Consider the following 25,803-nt stretch of genomic DNA (forward strand, 5'->3'; position numbering starts at 1 on the left):
GGTTTTATCAGGTCACCGGGGCCGGGTTGAACAGCACCAGTGCGTTATGCAGCTTCCATTTTTCCGCCCACGTGCGGCGTCCGCTGGCGACATCGAGCAGCAGCTGGAACATCTCCCAGCCGACATCGGCGATGCTCGCCTCGCCGCTGGCGATGCGGCCGGCGTTGATGTCCATCAGGTCGTGCCAGCGCGCGGCCAGCTCATTGCGCGTGGCGACTTTAATGACCGGCACTTCGGCCAGGCCATACGGCGTGCCTCGGCCGGTGGTGAAGACGTGCAGGTTCATGCCCGCCGCCACCTGCAGCGTGCCGCAAATGAAATCGCTGGCCGGCGTGGCGGCGTAGATCAAGCCTTTCTGCGTCAGCTTCTCGCCCGGCGACAGCACGCCGGAAATCGGGCTGCTGCCGGATTTGACGATGGAGCCCATCGCCTTCTCGACGATGTTCGACAACCCGCCCTTCTTGTTACCCGGCGTGGTGTTGGCGCTGCGATCCACGCCGCCGCGCTTGAGATAACTGTCGTACCACTCCATCTCGCGTATCATCGCCTGCGCCACTTCCGGCGTGGACGCGCGCGAGGTCAGTTGATCAATCCCGTCGCGCACCTCGGTCACCTCGGAGAACATCACCGTGGCGCCGGCGCGCACCAGCAGGTCGGTGGCAAAGCCCACCGCCGGATTGGCGGTCACGCCGGAGAAGGCGTCGCTGCCGCCGCACTGCACGCCGACCACCAGCTCGGAAGCGGGCACGGTTTCGCGGCGGCGCTTATCCAGCGCGGCCAGGTTGATCTCGGCCTGCTTCATGATCGACTCGATCATCGACATGAAGCCCACGTGGCCGGCGTCCTGCAAACAGACCAGCGCCGGCTCGGCGCCGCCGCCGTTCTGGATCGGAATCGAGCCTTTCGGGAACAGGCGCGCCGGCTGCAGCTTCTCGCAACCGAGGCTCACCACCATGGCCTGCCCGCCGAAGTTCGGATTGAGGCTGATATTGCGCAGCGTACGGATGGGCACCATCGCGCCCGGCGCATCGATCGCCACGCCGCAGCCGTAGGTGTGCTCCAGTCCCACCACATCGTCGACGTTGGGATACTTCGGCAGCAGCTCGTCCTTGATGCGCTTGACCGCGAACTCCACCACGCCCGCCACGCACTGCACGGTGGTGGTGATGGCCAGGATGTTGCGCGTGCCGACACTGCCGTCCGGATTGCGGAAGCCTTCGAACGTATAGCCTTCCAGCGGCTCGGCCGGCGGCGGCAGGTTGGTCGATATCGGCAGGTTGACCAGCTCGCGCGCCGGCGGCATCTCCACCTGCGGCTCGGCGACCCAGCTGCCGGCGGCGATATCGCACGCGGCGTAGCCGATAGTGACGTTGTAGCGCCGCACCGGATCACCCTTGGCGATCACGCACAACGCCACCTTGTGCCCCTGCGGCACGGCCTCCAGCAGCGCCAGGCCGTTGGCGAATACCGCGCCCGCCGGCAGGCCGCCGTCGTTGACGACAATGGCGACGTTATCGTTGTCGTGCATGAGGATGTAGCGCGGCGTGCCCGCGCTGGTCGGTGTCGTCATTTGTCTTCCTTTTCCGGGCGCTGCGTCCCGGCGAACGTTGTTTTTTCGCGGTGTTTGGTGTGCTGCAAAGTGGTCAGGCCAGTTTCGGAATGGCCGGCCAGGCGCCGTTTGTGGCCTGCGTGCCACAGGCGGAAATGGCTTGTTTGCGGGGCTACAGCCCTGTAAACTCCGTCTTCCCGCGGCTGCATGACGATTTTAGTATGACAGCTAAAAATTAATTTGGCTAGTCCACATTGCATATTTGGTCTGACCACCTTAGAATGGCCTGACCAGATGGCGATATCAAAGAAGCCACACCACGAAGACGAGACACAGATGCTGAAAAAGACTTCCGTCCCTGCCGACAGCAATGCCCACGAACCGCGCCTGTACCGCGTGGTGGCGGACCGCATCCAGCAATTGATCCGCGACGAGCACATCGCCGGCGGCGAGCGGCTGCCGTCCGAGCGCGACCTGGCCACCAAGTTGAGCGTCAGCCGCGCCTCGCTGCGCGAAGCGCTGATCGCGCTGGAACTGGGCGGCGTGATCGAAGTGCGCGGCGGCTCCGGCGTCTACGTCAGCGAAGTGCCGGAACCATCGGCGGCCGACCTGCCCGAGGCGGGCCCCGGCCCGTTCGAAGTGCTGTCCGCGCGCCGCCTGATCGAATCCGAGATCGCCGCCATCGCCGCCCGCGTCGCCACCGACGGCGCCATCGACGCCATCCTCAAGGCCGTCGTCGAGATGGAACAGAACCACGCCAATTATTCGAGCAACGAGCAGGCCGACCGCAACTTCCACCTGGCCATCGCGCGCGCCACCGGCAACAGCGCGCTGGTTGGATCGCTGAACTACCTGTGGGACCAGCGCGGCCGCCTGTGGCACAAGCTCAAGGAACACTTCCAGACCGAGGAACTGCGGCAGGAAACGCTGAAGGACCACCGCCGCATCCTGGAGGCGATCGCCGCCCACGATCCGGCGGCGGCGCGCAAGGCCATGCGCGCCCACCTCGAACGCGTGACCCGCACCTTCTCGCGCGGATAACAAAGAAGTAGCAGCAACGTAGTAGCGCAGGACCGGCCTCGATGCCGGTCCGCGAATAAAGCAATAAGTTATCGACCGTCTCGACCTCGGCCCGTGCTTGCCAAAGCGGCCCTCGTCACAGCGGCACGGAGCACGCGAGGTGCTCCACTCACGTCCAGTGCTTTTCCAGCACGGCGCATAACTTTATTCAAAAAGACGAAGGAGACTAGCATGAACACGTCCGATCACTCGGTCCAAAACCGTTACGCCCAACCCCGCCTGCTGCTGTCGGCGATCACCATCGCCGTGCTGACGCTGGCCAACCAGGCGTCCGCACAACAGAGCGGAGAACCGGCGATGACCCGCGTCGAAGTGACCGGCTCCAGCATCAAGCGCCTGGCCACCGAGGCATCGCTGCCGGTCAGCACCGTCAAGGCCGAGGACTTCATCAAGCAGGGCATCACCACGCTGGCCGACGTCATGATGTCGCTGCCGCAGTCCGCGTCGCTGGCGCCATCGAACGCCGGTTCCGGCACCAACATCAACCTGCGCGGCCTGGGCGTGAACCGCACCCTGGTGCTGCTCAACGGCCGCCGCATGGCCAACGAAGCGATCGCCGACGGCTACGCCAACCTGGACGTGATTCCGATGAGCGCCCTGTCGCGCGTCGAGATCCTGCGCGACGGCGCCTCCTCGATCTACGGCTCCGACGCCATCGGCGGCGTGGTCAACTTCATCACCAAGACTTCGTTCGAAGGCCTGTCGCTGACCGGCCAGGAAGTCCAGCCGGAGAAGCACGGCGGCGGCGACGAGCAGCGCGCCAGCATCACCTGGGGCAAGGGCAACCTGGAACGCGACGGCTGGAGCATCTACGGCACCATCGACGCCCACCAGCGCACCCGCCTGGCCGCGCGCGACCGCGCCGACCTGAGCTCCGCCGACCTGCTGACCTCCATCGGCCGCGCGCCGACGCTGGGCACCGGCGGCAACGCCACGCCGGCCAACTTCAGCACCGCCACCAACAAGACCGCGCAGAACCCGTACGCCGCGAGCGGCTGCCTGGCGCCCTACTCGATCGTCGGCCAAAAGGGCACCTGCGTACTCGACGCCAACGAATACGGCACCGCGCTGTATGCCAACCAGCAGGTCACGTTCTACGCCCGCGCCGCCAAGAAGCTGAGCGAAGACCACGTCATCTCCGTCGATTACTCGCGCGGCGAGGAATTCATCCTCGGCACCAAGAACCCGACCAATGCGCTGGCGGTCAACGGCGTCAACGCCACGCTGCCTTCGACCAGCAAATGGTATCCGGGTAAAAGCGGCGGCGTGCCCGCCGTCGCGGGCCTGAACAACGCGCCGCTGACCGTCACCTGGGCCGTGGCCGACCTGGGCCTGGCCACCACCAAGGACGTGCAGCTGAACCAGCGCCTGTCCGTCATGGACGAAGGCACGCTGGCGGGCTGGGACTACAAGGCCGGCCTGGTGGTCGGCATTTCGCAGCGCGACAACTACTACCAGTCCGGCTACGCGCGCGGCCAGGGCCTGCTGGATGGTTTGAAAAGCGGCGTGCTCAATCCCTTCGGCCTGCAGGACGCGGCCGGCCAGGCCTACCTCGACACCATCAAGGTCGACGGCGCCAAGAACCGCACCTCCAAGTCGACCTTCACCGGCGTCGACCTGACCGCCAGCCGTGCGCTGATGGAGCTGGAAGGCGGCTCGCTGGCGCTGGCGCTGGGCGCGGACTTCCATCGCGACACCACCGAAGACACCAAGCTGCCGCTCAGCGCCGACGTCACCTACGCCAATGCGTCGCCGTCGCACGGCGAAGGTTCGCGCAACGTGGCCGCGCTGTTCGCCGAGCTGAATGTACCGATCACCAAGACGCTGGAGCTAAACGCCGCCGTGCGCGACGACCATTTCAGCGACTTCGGCAACACCATCAATCCAAAGATCAGCTTCCGCTACGAGCCAACCAAGCAGCTGATGTTCCGCGGCTCGGCCAACACCGGCTTCCGCGCACCGACGCTGTTCGACCGTTACGGCTACCGCCTGCCCGGCGCCACCGGCCTGACCGCCGCCAAGTGGGACGATCCGGTCCTCTGCCCCGGCGGCACGCCAGGCGTGGCCGGCACCGGCAAGCCGCTGCCGGGCTATGTCGCTTCGACCGTCTGCAACACCACGCTGCCAAAACAGACCGGCTCCAATCCGGACCTGGTGCCGGAAAAGTCCAAGGGCTTCACGCTGGGCACCGTGTTCGAGCCGACCAAGTCGTCGATGGTGTCGATCGACTACTGGAACATCAAGATGACCAATATGCTGGCGAACTTGCCGGAGCAGGTCTACTTCCTCGATCCGGTCAAGTACGCGTCGTACTTCGTGCGTAACGCCGACCGCACCATCAGCTACATCAAGAACACCACGATGAACCTGGGCGGCCAGAAAGCGGCCGGCATCGACGTCTCGGGATCGTATGCCTTCCCGCATACCTCGTACGGCGACTTCAAGGTGGCGATCGACGGCACCTACCTGACGCAGTTCGACAACCAGCTCGATAACGGCAGCCCTTACGTGTCGAACATCGGCCAGTTCGGCCTGGCCAGCAACGGCACCACCAGCAGCCTGCCCATCATCACCTTCCGCTGGAAGCACACGCTGAAGCTGAACTGGGCCGCCGGTAACTGGAACACCCAGCTGACCCAGAACTACAACTCCAAGTACACCGACCAGAACCTGGTGGCGCAGCAGTACTGGCGCAACATCAACTCGTACAAGGTATGGAACTGGACCACGACCTACAACGGCTTCAAGAACATCCAGGTCACGGCCGGCATCACCAACCTGTTCAACGTGAATCCGCCGGTGACCAACAGCAGCCTGTATAGCTTCGGTTACCTGAGCAGCGCCGCCAGCCCGATCGGCCGCGCCTACAACGTCCGCGCCACCTACACCTTCTGATGAGAGCACAGATGCATAAAGACGAACAGCAAGGCGGAGGCCTCGGCCGCCGCCGCTTTCTGCAGGCCTTGTCGGCGGCCGGCCTGACCGGCGCCGCCGGCCCGGCCGCGCTGGCGGCCGGCGCCAAGGCGGCCGATCCGTGGAAGGAGGCGCAGGCCATCATCGACCGCTTCAAGCAGCCGTTGAAGTTTCGCGACGAGGACTTCGTGGTGACCGCCTTCGGCGCCGCCACCTGCGAAGTGAAGCCGGTGACGGCGTGGACCTCGTTCACCGAATCGGCCACGCTGCAAACCCCGGTGGCCGGCTCGCCCGACTGCTACCCGGCGATCGCCAAGGCCATCGAGGCCTGCCACAAGGCCGGCGGCGGCCGCGTGGTGATCCCGGCCGGGAACTGGCTGTGCGCCGGCCCTATCGTGCTGCTGTCGAACGTGAACGTGCACCTGAAGGCCGGCGCCCACGTCTACTTCAGCAACAACCCGGCCGACTACGCCAAGTACGGCGCCTACGATTGCGGCAAGAACGGCAAGCTGTCGATCACGCGCTGGGAAGGCAACGACCTGCTGAACTACTCGTCGATGGTGTACGCGCACGGCCAGGACAACATCGCCCTGACCGGCGAGGACTGGACCAGCATCCTGGACGGCCAGGCCGGCGTGGCCTTCGACGGCGACCCGGATTGCTGGTGGTCTTGGAAGGGCCGCGAGAAACCGAATTGGGCCGGCGACATCGCCGCCGGCGCGGGCAACTACGTCAAGCACACCAAGGGCAAGACCGAAGTGCACGTCAATCCGGCCAACCCGGTCTCGCTGCGCGAAGTCGCGCCGCACCTGAGCGAGGCGGAAGCCGCGTTCATCCAGGGACCGAACGACAAGTGGCGCACCGACTCCTACTATCTGCGCTCGCTGGCGGAAGCCCGCGTGCCGGTGGAGAAGCGCATCTTCGGCATCGGCCACTACCTGCGGCCCCACATGGTGCAGTTCATCAGCTGCACCAACGTGCTGTTCGAGGGCTACCAGACCACCAACACGCCGTTCTGGCAGCACAATCCGGTCAACTGCCACAATATGCATGTGAAGAAGGTCTACGCCAACAGCATGGGACCGAACAGCGACGGCTTCGATCCCGAGTCGTGCACCAAGGTGTTGATCGAGGACTGCCACTTCAACACCGGCGACGACTGCATCGCCATCGATTCGGGCAAGGGACCGGACATCCAGTTCGGCCCCGCCAAGGACATCGTGATCCAGAACTGCAAAATGCAGAGCGGCCATGGCGCGCTCACGCTGGGCAGCATCATGTCCGGCGGGATCGAGAACATCTACGCGCAGAACCTGGTGTTCGAGAACAGCAACTGGAAAACCGATCCGCTGAACATCGCGATCCGCCTCAAGACCAATATGAGCCGTGGGGGCTACCTGCGCAATATGCATGTGCGTAACGTGCATATCCCGAACGGCATCCGCACCACGCCGGCGTTCTATTCTTCGCTGCCAGGTTCGCTGATCCCGACCAAATCGGTGGCCACATCGGCGGGCGGCATCATCACCATCGACTGTGGCTACGATCCGGTCAACGACAACGTGCGTATCCGTCCGCCGAGCGTCAGCCATGTGCGGATCTCGAACGTCACCTGCGCCAACGTCGAGACCAAGGTAGGCAGCTACTCCTGCTACCAGGCCATCGTGATCCTGGGGCCGGTCGCGTCGGACTACAACGGCCCGGGCAAGCCGAAGGTGCTGCCGGTGTCCGACATCGAAATCAGCGACTGCGACCTGGGTACGCCGGTCAACGCCGACAAGCCGATGTACCTGTACAACGTCAAGGGATTGAAACTGAAGAACGTCAAGATCGGCGACAAGGCTGTCAACCAAAGCTTCTCCGCCTGAGTCCAGGCGCGGGACCGCGACGCGGCCGGCGCCTTTGTCCCGGATACCGAACATGAACCTCCACAGTCTCACCATCGCCACTGTCCTGATGCTGGCCGGCGCCAGCCACGCCGCCGAAGCGCCGGCCAAGCCTGTCCGCGTGATCCTGGTCGGCGATTCGACGATGGCCAACAGCAGCGGCTACGGCGACGCCTTCTGCGCGCGCATCAACCGCGCCAACACCTGCCTCAATCTGGCCAAGGGCGGCCGCAGTTCCAGCAGCTTCCGCGCCGAAGGCCGCTGGGACGAGGTGGAAGGCCTGCTGCGCGGCTCCGCGGCCTATCGCGCCACCTATGTGCTGATCCAGTTCGGCCACAACGACCAGCCGGGCAAGCCTGGCCGCTCGACCGACCTGAAAACCGAATTCCCCGTCAACATGACCCGCTACGTGCTGGAGGTCAAGGCGCTGGGCGGCATCCCGGTGCTGGTCACGCCGCTGACGCGCCGCAGCTTCACCAACAAGGTCCTGGAAAACAACCTGCAGCCCTGGGCCGACGCGGTGCGCGCCACCGCCGCCGCGCAGCACGTCGCGCTGCTCGACCTGAACGCCGACAGCTACGCCGCCGTGCAGGCGATGGGCGAGGACGAAGCGGACACGCTCGCCGTGGCGCCGCGTCCCGAAAAAATCCCCGAGGCCGCGCTGGCGGCCGGCAAAGTGGAAGTGGCCGGCGCGGCGAAATCCGCGTTCGACCGCACGCACGTCGGCGCCAAGGGAGCGGCCTATTTCTCACGCATGGTGATGGAGGAGATGAAGCGCGCCTTGCCGGAGACGGCCGGCCAATTCAAGCCGGAGAGCGAGCAATGACGAGACAGTTGTCGTCGGCGGGCATCGCCTTCCTGCTGGCCGCTTCCGGCGTCAGCACCGTGTACGCGCAGGATGCGCGCAAGGTCGTGGAGCCCGTCGCGCCCCCGGCTTGCGCCATCCTGACGGCCACCGGGGATGGCGCCGCCGCCGGCAACGACGATACCGCCCGCATCCAGAACGCCATCGACAAATGCGCGGCCGGGCAGGCGGTGCGCCTGTCCTCGCAAAACGAGAAGCGCGGATTCGTCGCCGGCCCGCTCGTGCTGCGCAACGGCGTCAGCCTGCTGATCGATGCCGCGACCACGCTGTACGCCAGCACCAACCCCAAACTGTTCGACCGTGGCGCCGGCACTTGCGGTACGGTGGACAAGCTGGGTAGAGGCTGCAAGCCCTTCATCACCGCCGACAAGACCAAGGGCAGCGGCATCTTCGGCGAAGGAACCGTTGACGGCCAAGGCGGCCACGTGGTCGACGGCATCAGCGAATCGTGGTGGCAGCTGGCCCGCCGCGCTCAGAAGGAGGACGCGCGCCAGAACGTGCCGCGCCTGATCGAAGTCACCGGTTCGCAGGACTTCACGCTGCACAAGATCACCTTGCGCAATTCGCCCAATTTCCACGTCACGCTGAACAATGTGGACGGCTTCACCGCATGGGGCATGCGTATCGATACGCCGGCCACCGCGCGCAATACGGACGGCATCGATCCCATCTCGTCGCGCAACATCACCATCGCCTACAGCCATATCCGCACCGGCGACGACAATGTCGCCATCAAGGCCGGCGGCAATGGGCCGACGGAAAACATCTCCATTTTGCACAACCACTTCTACAGCGGCCATGGCATGTCCATCGGCAGCGAGACCAACGGCGGCGTGCGTCGCGTTCTGGTGGAGGACCTGAGCATGGACGGCACCACGTCCGGCCTGCGCATCAAGAGCGACGTTTCACGCGGCGGCGTGGTGGACCAGGTCAGCTACCGGAACGTCTGCCTGCGCGACGTCAAGACGCCGATCGACATCAGCACGCACTACAATCCAAACGCCGAGGGCTCGCAGATTCCGGTCTACACCAATATCGCCTTCGACGGCGTGCATAGCGTGACGCCGGGCCGCGTGATCATGCAAGGCTACGACGCGCAACATCCGCTGCAGGCCACGCTGCGCGACGTCGACATCGCCGGCAAGACCGACAGGCGGATCGAATTCGCGGAGCTCAGGGGCGACATCATCTCCGCGCCTGCTGCCGCTTGCACCGACCGTTTTGCCGCCTTCCCTGCCGTCGCAACGATCACCACGCGGCCGCAACTCAGCATCGAACAATCCAGGCAGTATGCGTACGCCGAAGTGCTGAAATATGTCGGCGCCGCCGGCAATGAAACCATCGACCCGTGGGATCCGCTGGCGGACCCGCTGGCGAAAGGCGCGGTCTTCACTCCCGACTACATCGTCGACAAGGCCGCCAAGGCGGACGGCGTCAAACTGTTCCACACCGTGCAGGAAGCCGTCAGCCGCGCGGTCGCCGACAGCAGGGACCATCCCGCAAAGCGGCTTTACATGCTGCTCAAGCCGGGGACCTATCAGGAGCTGGTCTACATTCCCGCCTCCGCCGCACCGATCACCATGTACGGCGAAGGCAAGGACGCCAGCGCCACGAAGATCACCGCCAAACTGGACGCATCCAACACCGGCGCCGACTACGCCCGGCAGTACGACGCGCAATTCGCCAAGGCCGCGCCGGCGGTGCAAGCCATGTACGCATCCATCAAGGACCGCGCGCAGATCGGCACCTTCGGCACCGCCACCGTCTGGGTTCAGGACAAAGGCTTCCAGGCCCGCAACCTGACATTCGAAAACGGCTACAACAAGGACACCGGCAACGCCCGCGCCGAGGCGCTCCCCAACATCAACAACATCCACCACCAGGCGCTGGCGCTGCAAGTGGACGGCGCCGACAAGGCGCAATTCGAAAACATCCGCCTGATCGGCTTCCAGGACACGCTGTACCTCAAGTCCCCACAGATCGCGACCACCTCGCGCAGCTTCTTCAACAAGTCCTACATCGAAGGCGACGTCGATTTCATCTTCGGCGACAGCACCGCCTACTTCCACCAGACCGAAATCAAATCGCTGGGCGACCGTGGCCTGTCCTACGCCGCCGCGCCGGACACCCACGTCAAAACCCGCTACGGCTTCGTCTTCGACAACTGCCGCTTCACGCGCGATGCCTCGCCCAATGCCGACAACGGCGCGTTCTATCTGCTGCGCCAATGGTTCCACAACTCGCGCTGCACGCCCTACGACAAAGTGCCCGTCGACGGCTACGCCTGCACCTTCGGCCCCACCAACGGCTACCAGGCGCCGAAGGGCACCATCGCCAGGAACTCGCTGGAAGCCGTCGGCAAAATGGTGGTCATGAATTCGCGCATCGGCGCGCACATCAACCGCACGTCGCCGTGGTCGGACTGGAACAAGAAGGGAACGCTGGCCTACCGCCCGGTCCAATACAACTCCGACGACCATTGGAACAACCTGGTCAAAGCCGGCATCGATCCCGTCACGGATCTCGGCTACACCGCAAAACCATCGCCGGCGGAAGTCTTCCTCGGTGAGTTCAACAATTCGGACGAATAGGAATCACCGCATGACGATCAATACCCAGCGCCGCAACCTGATGAAGGCCCTGCCCGCAGCCGCCGGCCTGTCGCTCGGCGTACCGGCGCGCGCCGCCACCGCGCCCGATCCCTGGCTGCAGGCGCAGGCTATCATCGACCGCGTCTCCAAACCGCTCACCTTCCGCAAGCAGGACTTCACCATCACTGCCTATGGCGCGCGCACCTGCAAGATGGCCAAGGTCAAAGCCTGGATCTCTTTCGAGGAGCAGGACACCGTCGACACCCCGGCCGCCGGATCGCACGACTGCTACGCCGCCTTCAAGGCCGCCATCGCCGCATGCCATAACGCGGGCGGCGGGCGCGTGCTGGTCCCCGCCGGGAACTGGTACTGCGCCGGCCCGATCGTGCTGCGATCGAACGTCAACCTGCACCTGAGCGCGGGCGCGCACATCTACTTCAGCAACAACCCTGCGGACTACGCCAAGTATGGCGACATCGATTGCGGCAAGCAGGGCAAGCTGACGATCTCGCGCTGGCAGAGCAACGACTGCCTGAACTTCTCGTCGATGATCTACGCCTACGGCCAGGACAACATCGCCCTGACCGGCGACGACTGGACCAGCACCCTGAACGGCCAGGGCGGCGTGCCGTTCAACGATCAAGGCGACTGCTGGTGGACCTGGAAAGGCAAACTCAAAACGCTGAACGCGGTCGCGCAAGGCTCGACGCCCAATTTCACCAAAGGGAAAATGTCGGAGAACACCGAGAATCTGATGAACGCCGAATCGCTGTCCACCATCGCGCCGCAGCTTACCGAAGCGGAACGCCTGCTGATACAAGGCGAAGGCGCCCGCTGGCGCGCGGACGCGCAGTACCTGCCGGCGCTGTCGGAAGCGGGCGTGCCGCTGTCGCGCCGCGTGTTCGGCCTGGGGCACTATCTGCGGCCGCCGATGATACAACTGATCGGCTGCACCAACGTGCTGCTGCAGGGTTACCACGTCACGCACACGCCGTTCTGGCAGCACCACCCTGTCCACTGCCGCAACATCGTCATCCGCAAGGTGCACTGCGAGAGCCTGGGCCCCAACAGCGACGGCTTCGACCCCGAGGCCTGCGACCATGTGCTGATCGACGGCTGCACCTTCGACACCGGCGACGACTGCATCGCCATCAAGGCCGGCAAGGATCTCGATACGCAGTATGGGCCGTCGCAGAACATCGTGATCCAGAACTGCACCATGCAGAGCGGCCATGGCGCCGTCACGCTGGGCAGCGAGATGGCGGGCGGCATCCAGAACGTGTATGCGCAAAAGCTGGTTTTCCAGAACATTAACTGGGCCACCAATCCGCTCAACACGGCCATCCGTTTGAAGACCAACCTCAATCGCGGCGGCTACCTACGCAATTTCTATGTGCGCGACATCTCGATACCGAACGGCGTGCAGACCAGCCCCTCGTTCTACGCATCGCTGCCAGGGTCGCCGATTCAATCGAAGACCGTCGCCACGGCGGCCGGCGCCATCGTCACCTTCGATTGCGATTACACGCCGATCAGCGACAACGTCCGCACACGGCCGCCGGTGGTCAGCAACGTCCACATCTCCAACGTCAAGGTCGGCGATGTGAAGACCAAGGACGGCAAGATGGTCTCGTGCTACCAGGCGATCGTGATACTGGGCCCGGTGGCCTCGGACTACAACGGCCCGCTGCCGATGCCCGCCGTGGTTCCGGTCACCGGCGTCACCATCGCCGACTGCGACTTCGGCACGCCGGCCAACCTGGAACAACCCTGGTACCTCTACAACGTGCAGGGCCTGAAGCTGGACAATGTCACCATCGGCGGCAAGGTCCATAACACCACGCTGTCCGCCTGATGTTCAACGGTGTCATTACGAGTTGGTAATTAATTATTGATTGACGGTTTCGATATCAAAAAATTAAACTATCCGGGATAAGTGCGACACCGTCGCGCTTCAACTGGAGGGTATGGTCATGTCGCAAACAGGGCAATTCGAAATCAACGTGCGGCCGGTGGTACGCGGCGGCGGTTTCTCCACCTGGCGATGCTGCCTGGCGGCGGGCGTGCTGCTGGCCTTTTCATCCGCAAGCTACGGCAACGACGCCAACGTCAAACAACTGCCGCAGGGATGGACGACGCTCGCACCCGACGCGGGTCTGACGGTGTCAGGCACATTCCAGCAGCCTGGCCATACCGATACCGCTGTCGTCGTGCAGAACGGCCAGGCAGGCGCCTACGGCCTGCCGTTCTGCCGGGCGCTGCGGGCGATGGCGCCGCCAGCATCGTCAAGACCTTCAAGGACATCAAGGCCAATCCGCCGCATCTGTCGCTGGTTAAGCCGGGCAGTTACCAGCCCGTGTGCCATGGCGGCGAAAGTTGCGCGCCGCTCGCCATCGCCAACGAGTCGATCGGCTTGTGCTTCGGCGAGGCCAGCTGCGAGATCATCTACTACGCAGAAGGCGCGTATCACGAGATCTACATAACGGACTGAGCCCACCCGTGGGGTGAGTGGGATTCGTCTATACTGGCGGGACATTCACGTCCGGGGATCGGCCATGCGTTCACTGCTCTTGCTGCTGTTGTTGCCCGCCGCCGCGCAGGCGGCTCCCGTCGAGGCGCTCAAGCCGATGGGCTTTCTGGCTGGGCATTGCTGGAAGGGCGACTTCCCGGAGGGGAAGCAAAGCGACGAGCATTGCTTCCAGTGGCAATACGAAGGCAACGTGCTGCGCGATGTGCATACGGTGCGCGCGCCGGGCAAGCCGGACTACGTCGGCGAGACGATCTACTACTACGATTCGGCGGCCAAGCAGGTGGCTTTCCTGTACGTGGAAAACGGCGGCGGCTACAGCCGCGGCACGATGACGCCCACCGCCACCGGCCTGGAATTCCCCGCCACGCAATATGTTGCCGACGGACAGTCGCTCACCTACCGCGTCCGCTGGACGCCCTCCGGCCCCGATGCCTACGAAGCCTTCAGCGAAATGTACATCAAGGAAAAGTGGGTGACGCAGTTCAAGCTGGTGCTAAAAAAACAGTAAGTGGTTACGCTCACTTCTTGGAGCCGTTGGTGAAGTAAAACGAGATGACGAGTGTGACCAAGGGAAACGCTCCTATCTTCACCAGCTCAAACACCTGTACCAGCGCCCGGTTCTCCGGGTAGTAGGCATAACCAGCCATGGCGCTGGTACACAGCAGCGCCAGTCCCAGCAGTATCTGCTTGGCGAACTTCAGCCGTTCACTTTCGCTGATGTTAACGGCTGTAGGCGTCTGATATGTCGCCCCAGCCACGTCATACTGACGCTCACTCGGATGTCCATTCATATCCCCGTCACCACGCCCAAGGCTTCAAGCGTGTTATCGGGTCGTCGACGAACAAAACCAAGTGAAGAGCCGTCACATTTCTGTCGTTCTTCGTAGGCGACTTTCAGTAAAGCAAAGGCGCGCCTCATCGCCTCGCCTTTACTGATCCCTCTCGCGCAAGCAATCATGGTCAGGGTATCGTCGATCTCCGGGGACATTTCCACAGTCATGCTTCTCATGATGCACCTCCGTCGCAGCACACGTAGTGAAAATTATACTGCGCCTTTTTCGGTCGCTTTGTTTGAGAAAAACCAAACGGACGGACTAGGGTGTGACGTGGAAATAGTCGATGTCGACGTGGCCGCCACCCATGGCGAACAGGCCCATTTGCGCGCCTACCCAACGGCCCATGCGGGCGGTGAAGGGCTTGCCGATGACGGTGTAGTTATGCTCATCGCGGCTGTACGAGAAGGTCGTTACGCCGCCCGGCCGCACCTGCATGCGCAGCCATAACTGCGGCCCCGCCAGCTCGGCGCTGGCCTCCTCGCGCTCGACGCACGCGGCTTCGGTTTTGTAGCAGCTGACCAGCGCCAGCCTGGTCTTCCCACCTTCGCGATGCGCGCCCAGCCAGGCGTAATCGGCACCGTACATGATCAGGCCCGCCTTGCCGCCGTCACCCAACGCGCCCACGTCCATCCGCGTCGTGACGGTGAACGATTCGGCCGGCAACTTTTGCAGCAGCAGCGACGGCGCATCCCACAGATTACGCCCATCCTCCTCCGGTTGACCATGCAAGCGCAGATACCCCGCGCGCGCGGACAGCGAATACCACTCCGGCTTCCAGTTCGCGTTCCACTGCCATTGCAGACCGAGCGACGCGCCGTCGAATTCGTCACTGGTGGCCGGTGCCGCAGCGGCATGACCCGCCACCGGCTTGCGATACCGCGACACCGGCTGGCCTGCGCCGCTGCTATCGACATCCTCGCCGATCACCGGCCAGCCGTCGCGCCAGCGCATCGGCTGCAGATGCACCACGCGGCCATACGCACGCTTGTCCTGGAAGTGGAGGAACCAATCGTCTCCCGCCTGCGTACGCACCCACGCGCCCTGATGTGGACCATTGACCGGCGTGCGCCCTTGCGCCATGACGATCCTGTCCTCATACGGGCCATCGATTCGGCGCGAGCGGAACACCGACTGCCAGCCGAATTCCACACCGCCCGCCGGCGCGAACACGTAGTAGTAGCCGTCATGCTTGTACAGCTTCGGCCCTTCCAGCGTGGTGTAGTTGGACAGGCGGTTGCCGTCGATGACGGTCTTGCCCGCGTCGTCCAGCATGCGGCTGGCGTCGGGCGCCATGCGGCGCAAGGTCAGCTGATTGGCGATGCCGGCGCGGCTCTTGGCCCACGCGTGCAGCAGATAGGCTTGGCCGTCGTCGTCCCACAGCGGCGTGGGATCGATGATGCCTTTGCCCGCCAGCAGAAGGCGCGGCGCGGTCCAAGGTCCGGCGAATTCCGTCGCCGTCATCACGTACACGCCGAAATCGGGATCTGGATAGAAGATCCAGAACTTGCCGTCGTGGTAGCGCAGGCATGGCGCCCACACGCCCTTGCCATGCTGCGGCGAGGCGAAGACATCCAACGGCACCTGCTGCGGCAAGGCGTGGCCGACCAGCGTCCAATTGACCATGTCCGGAGATTGCAGCAGCGGCAGGCCCGGTGCGTTGTTGAAGCTGGAGGAAGTCAGGTAGTACATGTCGCCGACGCGTATCGCATCGGGATCGGAATAGTCGGCGTGCAGCACCGGGTTTTGATAGCGGCCGTCGCCCAGGTCGGGCATCCACGCCTGCTGCGCCGGTCGCACTGAAGGCGCTGAGCCGCAGGCAGCAAGCAAGGCCGCAAACAACAAGGGCAGTAGCCTGTTCAGCGCCTGCCCCTTCATCACAATCCGAACGGCGTTTCCGCCACGCCCTGCACGCCAGGCCGCAGCAGCAGCACCGCGCCGCCCCACTCCGCATCCTCCGGCTTGCCGGAGACGATGGAGGTGACCATCAGCGTATCCAGATCCTTGCCGCCGAACGCGCACATGGCCGGCTTGAGCATCGGCACGTCGATGCGGCGATCCAGCTTGCCCTCCGGCGTGAAGCGCAGCACGTAGCCGCCGTCGTTCCCGCAGATCCAGTAGCAGCCATCGCTGTCGATGGCGGCGCCGTCGGGACGGCCCGCATATGCAGCCATGTCGGCGAACACGCGGCGGCCGGATGGCACACCGTCGTCGACGTCGTAGTCGAAGGCCCACACCATGCGCCGCGCCGGATGCGAATCCGACAGGTACATGGTGCGCCCGTCCGGCGAAAACGCCAGGCCGTTCTGCGTGATCAGCTCCGACACCATCGGCGCCGAAATGCCGCGCGCGGCGTCATAGCGATACAGCTCGCCGACCGCGCGCGCGGCCGACATGTCCATGAACATGGTGCCGCTCCAGAAGCGCCCCTGACGGTCGCAGCGGCCGTCGTTGAAGCGCATGCCTTCACCCAGGCCGGCGGCGGGCGCCGCCAGCTTGACCTGCGCGGCGGCTTCCGCCTCGCCGAGTTCAAGGCTGTAGATGCCCGTCTCCATGCCCGCGATCAGCCCACCGCCCGCCTTGGCCGCCACGCAGGCGGCCATTTCGGTGGTGGTCCAGAAACGCACCGCGCCGCTGGCGCCATCAAGGCGCCAGACACGCTTGGCGGGAATATCGACCCAGTACCAGGCCGATTCCGCTCTGCTCCACGTTGGGCTTTCGCCCACCGTGCAGCGGATGTCGCTTACCCGTTCCATGCCAGGTCGCCGTTGACGACGCGCGGGATGTTTTGCGGGTTGGCGTCGGCCAGCGATTCAGGCAGCAGGTAGGACGGCACGTCCTGGTAGCACACAGGGCGCAGGAAGCGGTCGATGGCCGAGGCGCCGACGGACGTCGTGCGGCTGTCCGAAGTCGAAGGGAACGGGCCGCCGTGCACCATCGCGTGCGACACTTCCACGCCGGTGCCAAAGCCGTTGAACAGGATGCGGCCCACTTTGCGTTCCAGCACAGGCATCAGGCGCGCGGCCAGTTCGCGGTCGTCGGCGGTGGCGTGGACGGCGGCGGTCAGCTGGCCTTCCACGTGTTCGGCCACGGCCAGCATCTGCGCTTCATCGTCGCAGACGACCAGCAGCGAGGTCGGTCCGAAGATCTCGCCTTCCAGCGCGGTGTTGGTCAGGAAGGACTTCGCATCCACCTGGTACAGGAAGGCTTGCGCCGCGCATGGCGCGTCGGTGCCCTGGCCTGCGGCCACCTGCTGCACGCCGTCGACGGCGGCCAGGCCGCTGACGCCGGTGACGTAGGCCTTGTGGATGCCAGGGGTCAGCATGGTGGTCGCGCTCTTCGCGCCCAGCGTGCCGGCGGTGGCGGCGACGAAGGCTTGCAGCTTGTCGCTCTTCAGGCCAACCAGCAGGCCAGGGTTGGTGCAGAACTGGCCCGAGCCCAGCGTCAGCGAATCGGCGAACGATTGCGGCAGCTTGGCGTTGTCCAACGCGCCCGGCAGCAGGAACACCGGATTGATCGAGCTCATTTCGGCGTAGACAGGGATCGGTTCCTTGCGCGCGGCGGCGGTACGCATCAGGGCCAGGCCGCCGGAACGCGAACCGGTGAAGCCCACGGCCTTGATCGCGGGATGGCTGACCAGGTTCTGGCCGATGGTCTGGCCGGAGCCGATCAGCATCGAGAACACACCTTCCGGCATGCCGCATTCCTCGGCGGCCTTGGCGACAGCCTTGCCGACCAGTTCAGAGGTACCCAGGTGGGCCGAGTGGGCCTTGACCACGACCGGGCAGCCGGCCGCCAGTGCCGACGCGGTATCGCCGCCGGCCACCGAGAACGCCAGCGGGAAGTTCGAGGCGCCGAACACGGCGACCGGACCCAGGCCGATCTTGCGCAGGCGCAGATCGCTGCGCGGCGGCGTGCGTTCCGGCAGCGCGCTGTCCAGCGTCGCCGATTGGAAGCGGCCATCGCGCACCACTTTCGCGAACAGGCGCAGTTGATTGCAGGTGCGTCCGCGCTCGCCTTCGAGGCGCGCTTGCGGCAGGCCGCTTTCCTGCATCGCGCGTTCGATCAGCGCAGGGCCGATGTCCATGATGCGGTCGGCGATCGTTTCGAGGAACTTGGCGCGCGCTTCCAGGCCGGTGGCGCGGTAGACGTCGAACGCCTGGTCGGCCAGTTCGCAGGCGCGCTGCAGGTCGGCGGCGCTTGCCAGACCGAAGGCCGGCTCGATTTCCACGTTGCGCGACGGATCGATCGCCTTCATCGTGCCTTCTTTGCCCAGGACCGCGCTGCGGCCGATAACCATTTCACCAGCAACTTGCATAATGACTCCTCAAAGTGTGAAAAGCGCGGACGAGCCGCGCTTGTTTTATATTTGTCGCCGCCGCAGGGATTACTGAGCGCCTTGTTTGCGGATCAGTTTATCCAGCATGTCGCATTCTTCCGCGGTCAGATCGGTCAGCGGCGCGCGCACTGGGCCCGCGTCGTGGCCCACCAGGCGTGCGCCCGCCTTCACGATACTCACTGCGTAGCCGGCCTTGCGGTTGCGGATCTCCAGGTATGGCAGGAAGAACTCGTCCAGCATGCGGTTTTGTTCGGCGTGGTTGTCCGACGCGACGGCACGGTAAAAGTCCATCGCCAGTTTCGGCATGAAGTTGAATACCGCCGACGAGTATACCGGAGTACCCAAAGCCTTGTACGCGGCCGCGTAAACTTCGGCGGTCGGCAGGCCGCCCAGGTAGCTGAAACGGTCGCCCATCTTGCGCCAGATCGAGACCATCAGCTCGATGTCGCCGACGCCGTCCTTGAAGCCGATCAGGTTCGGGCAGCGGTCGGCCAGCTTGGCCAGCGAGTCCGGGGTCAGGCGGCAGTTGGCGCGGTTGTAGACCACCACGCCCAGGTTGGTGGCCTTGCAGACTTCAGCCACGTGTTCGATCAGGCCGTCCTGGCTCGCTTCGGTCAGGTAGTGCGGCAGCAGCAGCAGGCCTTGCGCGCCAACGCGCTCGGCTTCCTTGGCGTAGGCGGCGGCCACGCGGGTCGGGCCGCCGACGCCTGCCAGGATCGGCACTTGGCCGGCGCAGGTGTCGACCGCGGTCTTGATGATGTCGGTGTATTCGTTGGCCGTCAGCGAGAAGAACTCGCCGGTGCCGCCGGCGGCGAACAGCGCGCTGGCGCCGTAGGGAGCCAGCCATTCCAGGCGCTCGATGTAGGTCGACTTGCGGAAGTTGCCTTCAGCGTCGAAGTCGGTGACCGGGAACGACAGCAGGCCGGAGGAAAGAATTTTTTTAAGGTCATTCGGTTGCATAAGGTCTCCAATAATCGACAGCTCAGGACGGGGGTTCGACAGCTTTGCGCCATCTGTTGTATGACATCGTACAACTATAAGCGCTTGTGAGCAAGCGATTTAGCGAAATCCGCCGAATCGCCCTGCTGTCGTGGTTTTTATGCCGGCTGGTCGGCGGCGAAGTTTTCTTGCGCGCGGCGCAGGCGCTCGCGGCTGTTGCTCAGGTGGGTACGCATGGCGGCGCGGGCCGCCTCGGCATCCTTGCGCAGGATGGCGTTGTAGATGTCGTCGTGCTCGCGGTTCAGGCGCTCCACGTACACGGCCGGATCGTCGTGCGCCAGCTGCGCCGAGTTGACGCGCGCGCGCGGGATGATGGCGTTGCCCAGGTCGCTGAGGATGTCGACGAAATAGCGGTTGCCGGTGGCCTGGGCGATCAGCAGGTGGAAGGCCACGTCCGACTCGACCGAGCCGGGACGGCCCTGCGCGGTTTGAATGCGCTTGAGCACGGCGCCCATCTGCTGCACCTGTTCCTCGGTGCGGCGGGTGGCCGCCAGCCAGGCCGCCTCGGTTTCCAGGCTGATGCGCAGCTCCAGGATGGCCAGCACGTCGCCGATGGTACGGATGGTGTCGGCCGAGATGCGCAGGTTGGCCGGCTGCGGCTCCAGCACAAAGGTGCCGATGCCGTGGCGGGTCTGCACCAGCCCGGCCGCCTGCAGGTGCGAGATGGCCTCGCGCACCACCGTGCGGCTCACGCCGTGCATCTCCATGATGACCGACTCGGTCGGCAGCTTCTCGCCCGGCTTGATCGTGCCGGCCTGGATGCTGCCGGTGAAGGCTTCGACCACGCCCTGGGCAAGGTTGCGGTGCTTCTTCTTCGGCACGAGGACGGTGGGAGCGGTCATGGTGGCAGCGGCGGTATGGTTCATGTTCTCTGATTGTTGTATGACGACTGTTAGCATACACGCTTCCGGCGTGTCGCACGATCCGCATATTGCCAGACTTTCGGCAATAATTGTGCCTTAGACATTATTTTTGGCGCGATTAGTGCCCGGAGCCTAGCTTGGAAACAACTCCAAACAACACTCAGGCCAGCAGCGCGGCGCTCATGGAGGCGGCCTCGTCGGAGGAATCGAACAGGATCTGGTCCAGCGCGGCGTTGTCGTCCACGAAGCCGGCCAGGCTGGCGTGCTCGCGCTGCGGGGCCAGCGGCGACGGCACGGGGGCCAGGTGCTTGGCGATCAGCAGCGTATCGCGCAGGCCCAGCGGGGGCGGCGTCAGCGTGGCGCCGCGCAGCGAGACGATGGCCTGGCTGACCGGCTCCGGGATCGCCATCTTCTTCATGATTTCGCGGGTGATGATTTCCTGCGCCGCGCCCATCCAGTCTTCCGGGTCGTCGAGCAGGCCGGGAATGTCGTCGGCGCGGGCCAGCAGGTAGAAGCCGCCGGCCTCGTGGACGATGCCGGCGAACAGCGCGGTATCGGCGTCGGTGCGGGTCAGCTTGCGGGCGATCACGTGGGCCAGCGCGGCCACGTGGGCCGAGTGGCGCCACAGTTGTTCGGCCTGGGCGCGCAGGGCGGCGTCACGGATGCGGCTGCCGAACTGGCGCACCACCATCGCCGCCGCCATCGTGTACAGGTTGCGGAAGCCGACCCGCTGCACCGCCGCACGCACGCTGGTGACGGGCGCGCCGCCGCGGTTGAACACCACCGCGTTGGCCAGCGCCACGGTGCGCGCGGCCAGCAGCGGCTCGCCCAGCACCTTGCGGATCACATCCTCGGTATCGCAATCGGGATCGGCCAGCGCCAGTTGCAGGCGCAGCGCGGCATTGACGCTCGTAGGAAAAACCAGCTCCCCTTTCGAAGCTTGAGCAACAATCTCGGCATAGTCTCGCAGTTTTTCCATGGAAACATTATACCGCGTTGGGGTCAGATACCGTCTTGAATGGCAAGCCCTTTCGATAAGTAATTAGGATCGAAAGGCTTGTCATTGTGTATCACCCCATAGATCAAGTGAGCCAGTTTGTGCATGACTGCACCGATCACGGCTTTCTGTGCCATGCCAGTCGCGGCAAGCCGCTCAGCGAATTGGCGCAGGATGGGGTTATGACGGCGCGCCACCAGGCTAGGCATATACAGCGCAGCGCGCAATGATGTATTGCCTGTTCGACTGATGGCCGTTCGTCCCCTCACTGAGCTTCCGGAGCTGCGTTGCTTGGGCGTTAGCCAAGGAAGGCGGCGAAGGCTTTCGCACTGCCAAAGCGGCGGATATCGCCCAAACTCCCCAATACTTTGGCCGCCGTGGTCATCCCTACGCCGGGGATTGTGTGAGCAACCCGCATCGTGCTTCAGGCCAGGATGGCGATCGATATGATCGTCGATGTCGCTTTCAAGCTTCTCAATTTCTTGCGCTGAGCCAGGTGATAGTGCTGCCGCACGCTGCACCACCTCGTCCATTCCACCGATGGCTAACGCCTCCAGCCGGTTCTCTTCCTGCTGGCGGATATCCTTCAAGGCTTGAACGCGCTGTGGTCCATGCCTGCAACTGGCGCTGTTCCAGCGGCGGCGGACTCCAGGGCGCAGGGCCGCATTGCTGCGCAGTAACGAGCGATCAGGCCGGCATCGATGGCATCGTTCTTGCTGCGAATATTCTCGCTGTGGCCAAAGCCTTTGATGCAGGCCGGACTCCACGCTCACCATCAGGCCGGCCTGGTGCAACGCAAGCGCCACCGGCTCGGAATACACCCCGGTCGCCTCCATGCAAACGTGCAAGGCCGATAACGGCACCTTGATTTGCCCAGCCAATCGAGCAGCGCTCGGTGACCTTCGATGGAGTTTCCAGCACCTTGGTCTTGGTTTTTCCGTTGACCAGCAGTGCAATATCTAATTTTCTCTACTGACATCAATACCTACTGCTGCGTATATCGCATCCATTTTTTGACCTTCCTCGTATGCAGGCTTACGCATTGACGCGATGGCCCAAGATACCGTTCGACTTATCAAATGAAACAGGCAGAGGCACCTATCTGACCCACGTGCTCCATGGCACTAAGTCTGATCAGCGTCACCCGCCCGGCCGCACTTACTTCGTTATTATCCGATGGAGATGCGGTACGCTCAATATGAAGCCTGATCTTGACGGCCGGCTCTTCCGTAGCGGCCGCTACGGAAGAGCCCGTGTCCGAATGTCAGACTTGACCCCAAATTGCTGGTGTTACAAGTGGGCGGCGATTTGCGGCAGCAGTTCGTCGAAGGTGCGGCCTTTGCCGTTTTCGCCGATGGCGTGCATCTTCCATTCGCCGTTGTGGCGGTACAGCTTGGCCATGATCTGCGCCGAGTGCGGTCCCTGCACCGACAGGTTGAAGCGCGCCACTTCCTGGCCGCCGCTGGCGTCCAGCAGGCGGCAGTAGGCGTTCTCCACCTGCGCGAAGGTCTGGCCGGTGAAGCTGTTCACCGTGAACACCAGGCTCTTGACCGTGGCCGGCACCGCGTTCAGGTCGACGTTGATCTGCTCGTCGTCACCGTCGCCGGCGCCGGTGCGGTTGTCGCCGGTGTGCTGGATGCTGCCATCCCTGCTCTTCAACTGGCGGAACCAGATCACGTCCACCGGCGCGCCGGATTCGTTGAACATCACGCACGAGGCGTCCAGGTCGACCGCTTCGGTCTTCGAGCCGAAGCCGAGGAAGCCCTTGCTCTTGATCGCGTCCCAACCCAGGCCCATGGTCACGCGGCCCAATGCGCCGCCCGATTCCTTGGCCAGCGAAATTTTCTGGCCCTTGCTTAAACTGACTGTCATCTTGAATCTCCTGTGAAGTTACTGCGCAACGCCGCGCTGCGCCCAGGCCTGGAACGCCGCGCCGTTGCGCGAGCAGATCAGGATCTTGCCCTGGCCGGAAAAACGCAGCACCATGCCTTCGCCGCTGGTCTGGCTGTTGACCAGATTGCTCAGAAAGCCGCTGTTGCCGCCGGTGGTGACCGAGATTTCGTAGCGCAGCGCGCTGTCCCATGCCACCACATGCGAGTTATCGATAATCACGTCGCGACCCGGCACGACGTCCAGCTGCGAGATTGAGCCGAAGCCCGATACCGCCACCTGGCCGACGCCCGCAGTCTCGGTGATGAAAAAGCCGCCGCTCTGCGCGAACAGCGCATTGCCCAGGCTTTGGGTACGCACCTTCAGCTCGACGCTGGAGGTGGCGGCGACGAAGGCGCCGTCGCTCAGCATGTACTGCCGCTGGCCGACATCAAGCACCTGCATCGCTCCGGGCAGGCGCGGTGCCAGCAGGCAATCGCCCTCGCCGCGCACCGCCTCGATGTGCTGCTGGAAGAAGGACTCGCCGTTGGCGAAGCGCCGCATCAGCGCCGCGCCGATGCCGCCGGTGACCTTGCCCTTCAAATCGAGCGCCGCTTCCATCATCACCATCGCATCCGACTCGCAGTAGATTTTTTCACCGTGAGCCAGCGAGACATGCAGGAAGGGATCGATGTCGCCGGTGATCGAAAATTTAGGCATGATTGAGTCCTCTCTTATTCCGTCAAATTAAACGCGCACGCCGAACGACGATGCCAACGGACCCAGGCCGCCCTTGAAGCCCTGGCCCACGGCCTTGAACTTCCAATCGGCGCCGTTGCGATACACCTCGCCGAAGATCATCGCCGATTCGGTCGAGCCGTCTTCGGACAAGTCGTAGCGGGCGATCTCGCCGTTGCCGGCGCCGTTGACGCAGCGGATGAAGGCCTTCTGCACCATGCCGAAGTTCTGGCGGCGCTCGTCGCCTTCGTGGATCGTCGCGCAGATGGCGATGCGTTCCACGTCGGCCGGCACCTTGGTCAGGTCGATGGTGACCGTTTCGTCGTCGCCATCGCCGGCGCCGGTGCGGTTGTCGCCGGAGTGGGTCACCGACTGGTCGGACGATTTCAGGTTGTTGTAGAAGATGAAGTCGTTGTCGGCGCGGACCTTGCCGTCCACCTTCAACAGGAAGGCCGAGCCGTCCAGGTCGAAGTCCTTGCCGTCGGTGTTGCGCACGTCCCAACCCAGGCCGACCACGATTTTCGACAGGCCTGGAGCTTCCTTGCTCAGATTAACGTTGCCGCCTTTTTGCAGACTGATTGCCATGATGTGATGCTCCTAAAAAGAGAACCGGACTTTGGGTGCTACAGGCGGCGGGCCGTGTCCGTAATTAACGGCCCGCCGAATTCTTGAATACGTTTACGCCGCGATGGCGATGGTGGCTTCCTGCTTGCGGCGGTGGCGCACCGAGGACCACAGCGAGGCGCCGATGAAGGCCACGCCTATCAGGCCGGTGAACAGTTCCGGGATATGGAACTTCATACTCGCCAACATGATCGCGGCCAGGATGCCGATCGCATAGTGCGCGCCGTGCTCCAGGAAGACGAATTCGTCGAGCGTGCCTTTCTTCACCAGGTACACCGTCAGCGAGCGGACGAACATCGCGCCTATCGCCAGGCCCAGCATGATGATCACGACGTCGGTGGTGATGGCGAACGCGCCGATCACGCCGTCGAAGCTGAACGAAGCATCGAGCACTTCCAGGTACAGGAAACCACCGATACCGCCCTTCTTGACCAGGTCACCGACATTGCTGCCTTCTTCTTCCTTCTCCAGCAGGTTGCTGACCGCGTCGACGCCGACGTAGATCAGGATGCCCCACAGGCCGGACACCAGCACCACCAGCTTCTGCGCTTCGCCTACCAGGCCCATGGAGCCCAGTAGGACAGCCAGCGCAATCATTACCGAGATCGAGGACACCTTGCCCAGCGAGCCGAGTTTCTTCTCGACGTTGCCCAGCCAGTGGACTTCTTTCTCGTCATCGAACAGGAAGTTCAGGAACACCAGCAGCAGGAACATGCCGCCGAATGCCGCCACTTCCGCGTGGTGATTCGTCAGGTGCATCGAGTACGTTTTCGGGTCGTTCAGCGCCAGGTGCCACACATCCATGATGCCGATGTCCGCAGCCACCGCCACGATCACCAGCGGGAACAGCAAGCGCATGCCGAACACCGCGATGATGATGCCGACGCCGAGGAACAGCTTCTGCCAGTAAGCGTCCCAGGTCTTGAGCACCGAGGCGTTGACCACCGCGTTATCGAACGACAGCGACACTTCCATCGCGGCCAGGATCGCGGCGATACCCACGGCGGACAAGGCGCCGCTCCATCCGGTCAGTTCGTAGCCCCACCAGCCCGCAGCCGCAAGGCAGAGGAACGTGACGAGGAAAGACACTTTGAAGTGCTTCATGTTTTTCTCTCTTGGTTGTAAAT

21 protein-coding genes and 1 pseudogene are annotated in these 25,803 nt (G+C 64.0%); 8 read left to right on the forward strand and 14 right to left on the reverse strand.

Going from position 1 to position 25,803, the window contains the following annotated elements; genetic code table 11:
* Positions 1 to 7: 7 nt before the first annotated feature.
* On the reverse strand, positions 8 to 1,570 hold the full coding sequence (gene garD / locus HUX88_RS06430) for a galactarate dehydratase (protein WP_176361208.1): 1,563 nt from the start codon (positions 1,568 to 1,570) through the stop codon (positions 8 to 10).
* 273 nt (positions 1,571 to 1,843) lie between these two features.
* On the opposite strand from garD, the gene HUX88_RS06435 reads away from it, so the two are divergent.
* From HUX88_RS06435 to HUX88_RS06470, 8 genes are all read left to right on the forward strand, one after another.
* Positions 1,844 to 2,590: a FadR/GntR family transcriptional regulator gene (locus tag HUX88_RS06435; RefSeq protein WP_117013002.1), complete on the forward strand. Its 747-nt coding sequence runs from the start codon at positions 1,844 to 1,846 to the stop codon at positions 2,588 to 2,590.
* Between the two features lie 210 nt (positions 2,591 to 2,800).
* Entirely contained in the window at positions 2,801 to 5,524 is a 2,724-nt protein-coding gene (locus HUX88_RS06440) for a TonB-dependent siderophore receptor (RefSeq protein ID WP_176361209.1), read from the forward strand.
* Positions 5,525 to 5,535: 11 nt separating this feature from the next.
* Positions 5,536 to 7,410, forward strand: coding sequence for a glycoside hydrolase family 28 protein (locus HUX88_RS06445; RefSeq protein WP_176361210.1), 1,875 nt, complete (start codon positions 5,536 to 5,538; stop codon positions 7,408 to 7,410).
* A 52-nt stretch (positions 7,411 to 7,462) separates the two neighbouring features.
* On the forward strand, positions 7,463 to 8,254 hold the full coding sequence (locus tag HUX88_RS06450; protein WP_176361211.1) for a rhamnogalacturonan acetylesterase: 792 nt from the start codon (positions 7,463 to 7,465) through the stop codon (positions 8,252 to 8,254).
* The gene (locus HUX88_RS06455) at positions 8,251 to 10,884 is read left to right on the forward strand and encodes a pectinesterase family protein (protein ID WP_176361212.1); all 2,634 of its coding nucleotides are present in this window, start codon (positions 8,251 to 8,253) and stop codon (positions 10,882 to 10,884) included. Before HUX88_RS06450 ends, HUX88_RS06455 begins: the two co-directional genes overlap by 4 nt.
* A gap of 10 nt (positions 10,885 to 10,894) precedes the next feature.
* Positions 10,895 to 12,739, forward strand: a complete 1,845-nt coding sequence (locus tag HUX88_RS06460; RefSeq protein ID WP_176361213.1) for a glycoside hydrolase family 28 protein — start codon at positions 10,895 to 10,897, stop codon at positions 12,737 to 12,739.
* A 273-nt stretch (positions 12,740 to 13,012) separates the two neighbouring features.
* Positions 13,013 to 13,375, forward strand: coding sequence for a hypothetical protein (locus HUX88_RS06465; RefSeq protein WP_176361214.1), 363 nt, complete (start codon positions 13,013 to 13,015; stop codon positions 13,373 to 13,375).
* Positions 13,376 to 13,439: 64 nt separating this feature from the next.
* Positions 13,440 to 13,922, forward strand: a complete 483-nt coding sequence (locus tag HUX88_RS06470) for a hypothetical protein (RefSeq protein WP_176361215.1) — start codon at positions 13,440 to 13,442, stop codon at positions 13,920 to 13,922.
* Positions 13,923 to 13,932: 10 nt separating this feature from the next.
* Here HUX88_RS06470 and HUX88_RS06475 read toward each other — a convergent pair whose 3' ends face one another.
* The 13 genes and pseudogenes from HUX88_RS06475 to HUX88_RS06535 form a co-directional block, all read right to left on the reverse strand.
* On the reverse strand, positions 13,933 to 14,205 hold the full coding sequence (locus HUX88_RS06475) for a hypothetical protein (RefSeq protein ID WP_117012994.1): 273 nt from the start codon (positions 14,203 to 14,205) through the stop codon (positions 13,933 to 13,935).
* Positions 14,202 to 14,423, reverse strand: a complete 222-nt coding sequence (locus HUX88_RS06480; RefSeq protein ID WP_117012993.1) for a ribbon-helix-helix protein, CopG family — start codon at positions 14,421 to 14,423, stop codon at positions 14,202 to 14,204. Before HUX88_RS06480 ends, HUX88_RS06475 begins: the two co-directional genes overlap by 4 nt.
* Positions 14,424 to 14,508: 85 nt before the next feature.
* Positions 14,509 to 16,023: a glycoside hydrolase 43 family protein gene (locus HUX88_RS06485; RefSeq protein WP_229219226.1), complete on the reverse strand. Its 1,515-nt coding sequence runs from the start codon at positions 16,021 to 16,023 to the stop codon at positions 14,509 to 14,511.
* 101 nt (positions 16,024 to 16,124) lie between these two features.
* Positions 16,125 to 17,003, reverse strand: a complete 879-nt coding sequence (locus tag HUX88_RS06490) for an SMP-30/gluconolactonase/LRE family protein (protein ID WP_176361217.1) — start codon at positions 17,001 to 17,003, stop codon at positions 16,125 to 16,127.
* Positions 16,991 to 18,565, reverse strand: coding sequence for an aldehyde dehydrogenase (NADP(+)) (locus tag HUX88_RS06495; protein WP_117012990.1), 1,575 nt, complete (start codon positions 18,563 to 18,565; stop codon positions 16,991 to 16,993). The genes HUX88_RS06490 and HUX88_RS06495 overlap by 13 nt, the downstream gene beginning before the upstream one ends.
* Before the next feature lie 69 nt (positions 18,566 to 18,634).
* Complete coding sequence (kdgD, locus tag HUX88_RS06500) at positions 18,635 to 19,546, reverse strand: 5-dehydro-4-deoxyglucarate dehydratase (protein ID WP_176361218.1); 912 nt, start codon at positions 19,544 to 19,546, stop codon at positions 18,635 to 18,637.
* A gap of 137 nt (positions 19,547 to 19,683) precedes the next feature.
* The gene (locus HUX88_RS06505; RefSeq protein ID WP_117012988.1) at positions 19,684 to 20,451 is read right to left on the reverse strand and encodes a FadR/GntR family transcriptional regulator; all 768 of its coding nucleotides are present in this window, start codon (positions 20,449 to 20,451) and stop codon (positions 19,684 to 19,686) included.
* A gap of 157 nt (positions 20,452 to 20,608) precedes the next feature.
* Positions 20,609 to 21,427: an HDOD domain-containing protein gene (locus tag HUX88_RS06510; RefSeq protein WP_117012987.1), complete on the reverse strand. Its 819-nt coding sequence runs from the start codon at positions 21,425 to 21,427 to the stop codon at positions 20,609 to 20,611.
* A gap of 23 nt (positions 21,428 to 21,450) precedes the next feature.
* Positions 21,451 to 21,863 (reverse strand): annotated as a pseudogene (locus HUX88_RS32135) (transposase).
* A gap of 872 nt (positions 21,864 to 22,735) precedes the next feature.
* Positions 22,736 to 23,317, reverse strand: coding sequence for a TerD family protein (locus HUX88_RS06520; RefSeq protein ID WP_117012986.1), 582 nt, complete (start codon positions 23,315 to 23,317; stop codon positions 22,736 to 22,738).
* Between the two features lie 18 nt (positions 23,318 to 23,335).
* Positions 23,336 to 24,034 (reverse strand): TIGR00266 family protein, encoded by a 699-nt coding sequence (locus tag HUX88_RS06525; protein WP_117012985.1) that lies wholly within the window; start codon positions 24,032 to 24,034, stop codon positions 23,336 to 23,338.
* A gap of 27 nt (positions 24,035 to 24,061) precedes the next feature.
* Positions 24,062 to 24,637, reverse strand: a complete 576-nt coding sequence (locus tag HUX88_RS06530) for a TerD family protein (protein WP_117012984.1) — start codon at positions 24,635 to 24,637, stop codon at positions 24,062 to 24,064.
* Between the two features lie 93 nt (positions 24,638 to 24,730).
* Positions 24,731 to 25,780: a DUF475 domain-containing protein gene (locus HUX88_RS06535; RefSeq protein WP_117012983.1), complete on the reverse strand. Its 1,050-nt coding sequence runs from the start codon at positions 25,778 to 25,780 to the stop codon at positions 24,731 to 24,733.
* Positions 25,781 to 25,803 lie beyond the last annotated feature (23 nt).

Source organism: Duganella sp. BJB1802 (genome assembly GCF_013369445.1).
Taxonomy (GTDB): Bacteria; Pseudomonadota; Gammaproteobacteria; order Burkholderiales; family Burkholderiaceae_D; genus Rugamonas; species Rugamonas vulcania_A.

What these genes read in the sequence shown, in the direction of transcription:
- garD (WP_176361208.1), bottom strand. Translation starts at nt 1,570, where the DNA reads ATGACGACACCGACCAGCGCGGGCACGCCGCGCTACATCCTCATGCAC.
- HUX88_RS06435 (WP_117013002.1), top strand. Translation starts at nt 1,844, where the DNA reads ATGGCGATATCAAAGAAGCCACACCACGAAGACGAGACACAGATGCTG.
- HUX88_RS06440 (WP_176361209.1), top strand. Translation starts at nt 2,801, where the DNA reads ATGAACACGTCCGATCACTCGGTCCAAAACCGTTACGCCCAACCCCGC.
- HUX88_RS06445 (WP_176361210.1), top strand. Translation starts at nt 5,536, where the DNA reads ATGCATAAAGACGAACAGCAAGGCGGAGGCCTCGGCCGCCGCCGCTTT.
- HUX88_RS06450 (WP_176361211.1), top strand. Translation starts at nt 7,463, where the DNA reads ATGAACCTCCACAGTCTCACCATCGCCACTGTCCTGATGCTGGCCGGC.
- HUX88_RS06455 (WP_176361212.1), top strand. Translation starts at nt 8,251, where the DNA reads ATGACGAGACAGTTGTCGTCGGCGGGCATCGCCTTCCTGCTGGCCGCT.
- HUX88_RS06460 (WP_176361213.1), top strand. Translation starts at nt 10,895, where the DNA reads ATGACGATCAATACCCAGCGCCGCAACCTGATGAAGGCCCTGCCCGCA.
- HUX88_RS06465 (WP_176361214.1), top strand. Translation starts at nt 13,013, where the DNA reads ATGGACGACGCTCGCACCCGACGCGGGTCTGACGGTGTCAGGCACATT.
- HUX88_RS06470 (WP_176361215.1), top strand. Translation starts at nt 13,440, where the DNA reads ATGCGTTCACTGCTCTTGCTGCTGTTGTTGCCCGCCGCCGCGCAGGCG.
- HUX88_RS06475 (WP_117012994.1), bottom strand. Translation starts at nt 14,205, where the DNA reads ATGAATGGACATCCGAGTGAGCGTCAGTATGACGTGGCTGGGGCGACA.
- HUX88_RS06480 (WP_117012993.1), bottom strand. Translation starts at nt 14,423, where the DNA reads ATGAGAAGCATGACTGTGGAAATGTCCCCGGAGATCGACGATACCCTG.
- HUX88_RS06485 (WP_229219226.1), bottom strand. Translation starts at nt 16,023, where the DNA reads ATGCCCGACCTGGGCGACGGCCGCTATCAAAACCCGGTGCTGCACGCC.
- HUX88_RS06490 (WP_176361217.1), bottom strand. Translation starts at nt 17,003, where the DNA reads ATGGAACGGGTAAGCGACATCCGCTGCACGGTGGGCGAAAGCCCAACG.
- HUX88_RS06495 (WP_117012990.1), bottom strand. Translation starts at nt 18,565, where the DNA reads ATGCAAGTTGCTGGTGAAATGGTTATCGGCCGCAGCGCGGTCCTGGGC.
- kdgD (WP_176361218.1), bottom strand. Translation starts at nt 19,546, where the DNA reads ATGCAACCGAATGACCTTAAAAAAATTCTTTCCTCCGGCCTGCTGTCG.
- HUX88_RS06505 (WP_117012988.1), bottom strand. Translation starts at nt 20,451, where the DNA reads ATGAACCATACCGCCGCTGCCACCATGACCGCTCCCACCGTCCTCGTG.
- HUX88_RS06510 (WP_117012987.1), bottom strand. Translation starts at nt 21,427, where the DNA reads ATGGAAAAACTGCGAGACTATGCCGAGATTGTTGCTCAAGCTTCGAAA.
- HUX88_RS06520 (WP_117012986.1), bottom strand. Translation starts at nt 23,317, where the DNA reads ATGACAGTCAGTTTAAGCAAGGGCCAGAAAATTTCGCTGGCCAAGGAA.
- HUX88_RS06525 (WP_117012985.1), bottom strand. Translation starts at nt 24,034, where the DNA reads ATGCCTAAATTTTCGATCACCGGCGACATCGATCCCTTCCTGCATGTC.
- HUX88_RS06530 (WP_117012984.1), bottom strand. Translation starts at nt 24,637, where the DNA reads ATGGCAATCAGTCTGCAAAAAGGCGGCAACGTTAATCTGAGCAAGGAA.
- HUX88_RS06535 (WP_117012983.1), bottom strand. Translation starts at nt 25,780, where the DNA reads ATGAAGCACTTCAAAGTGTCTTTCCTCGTCACGTTCCTCTGCCTTGCG.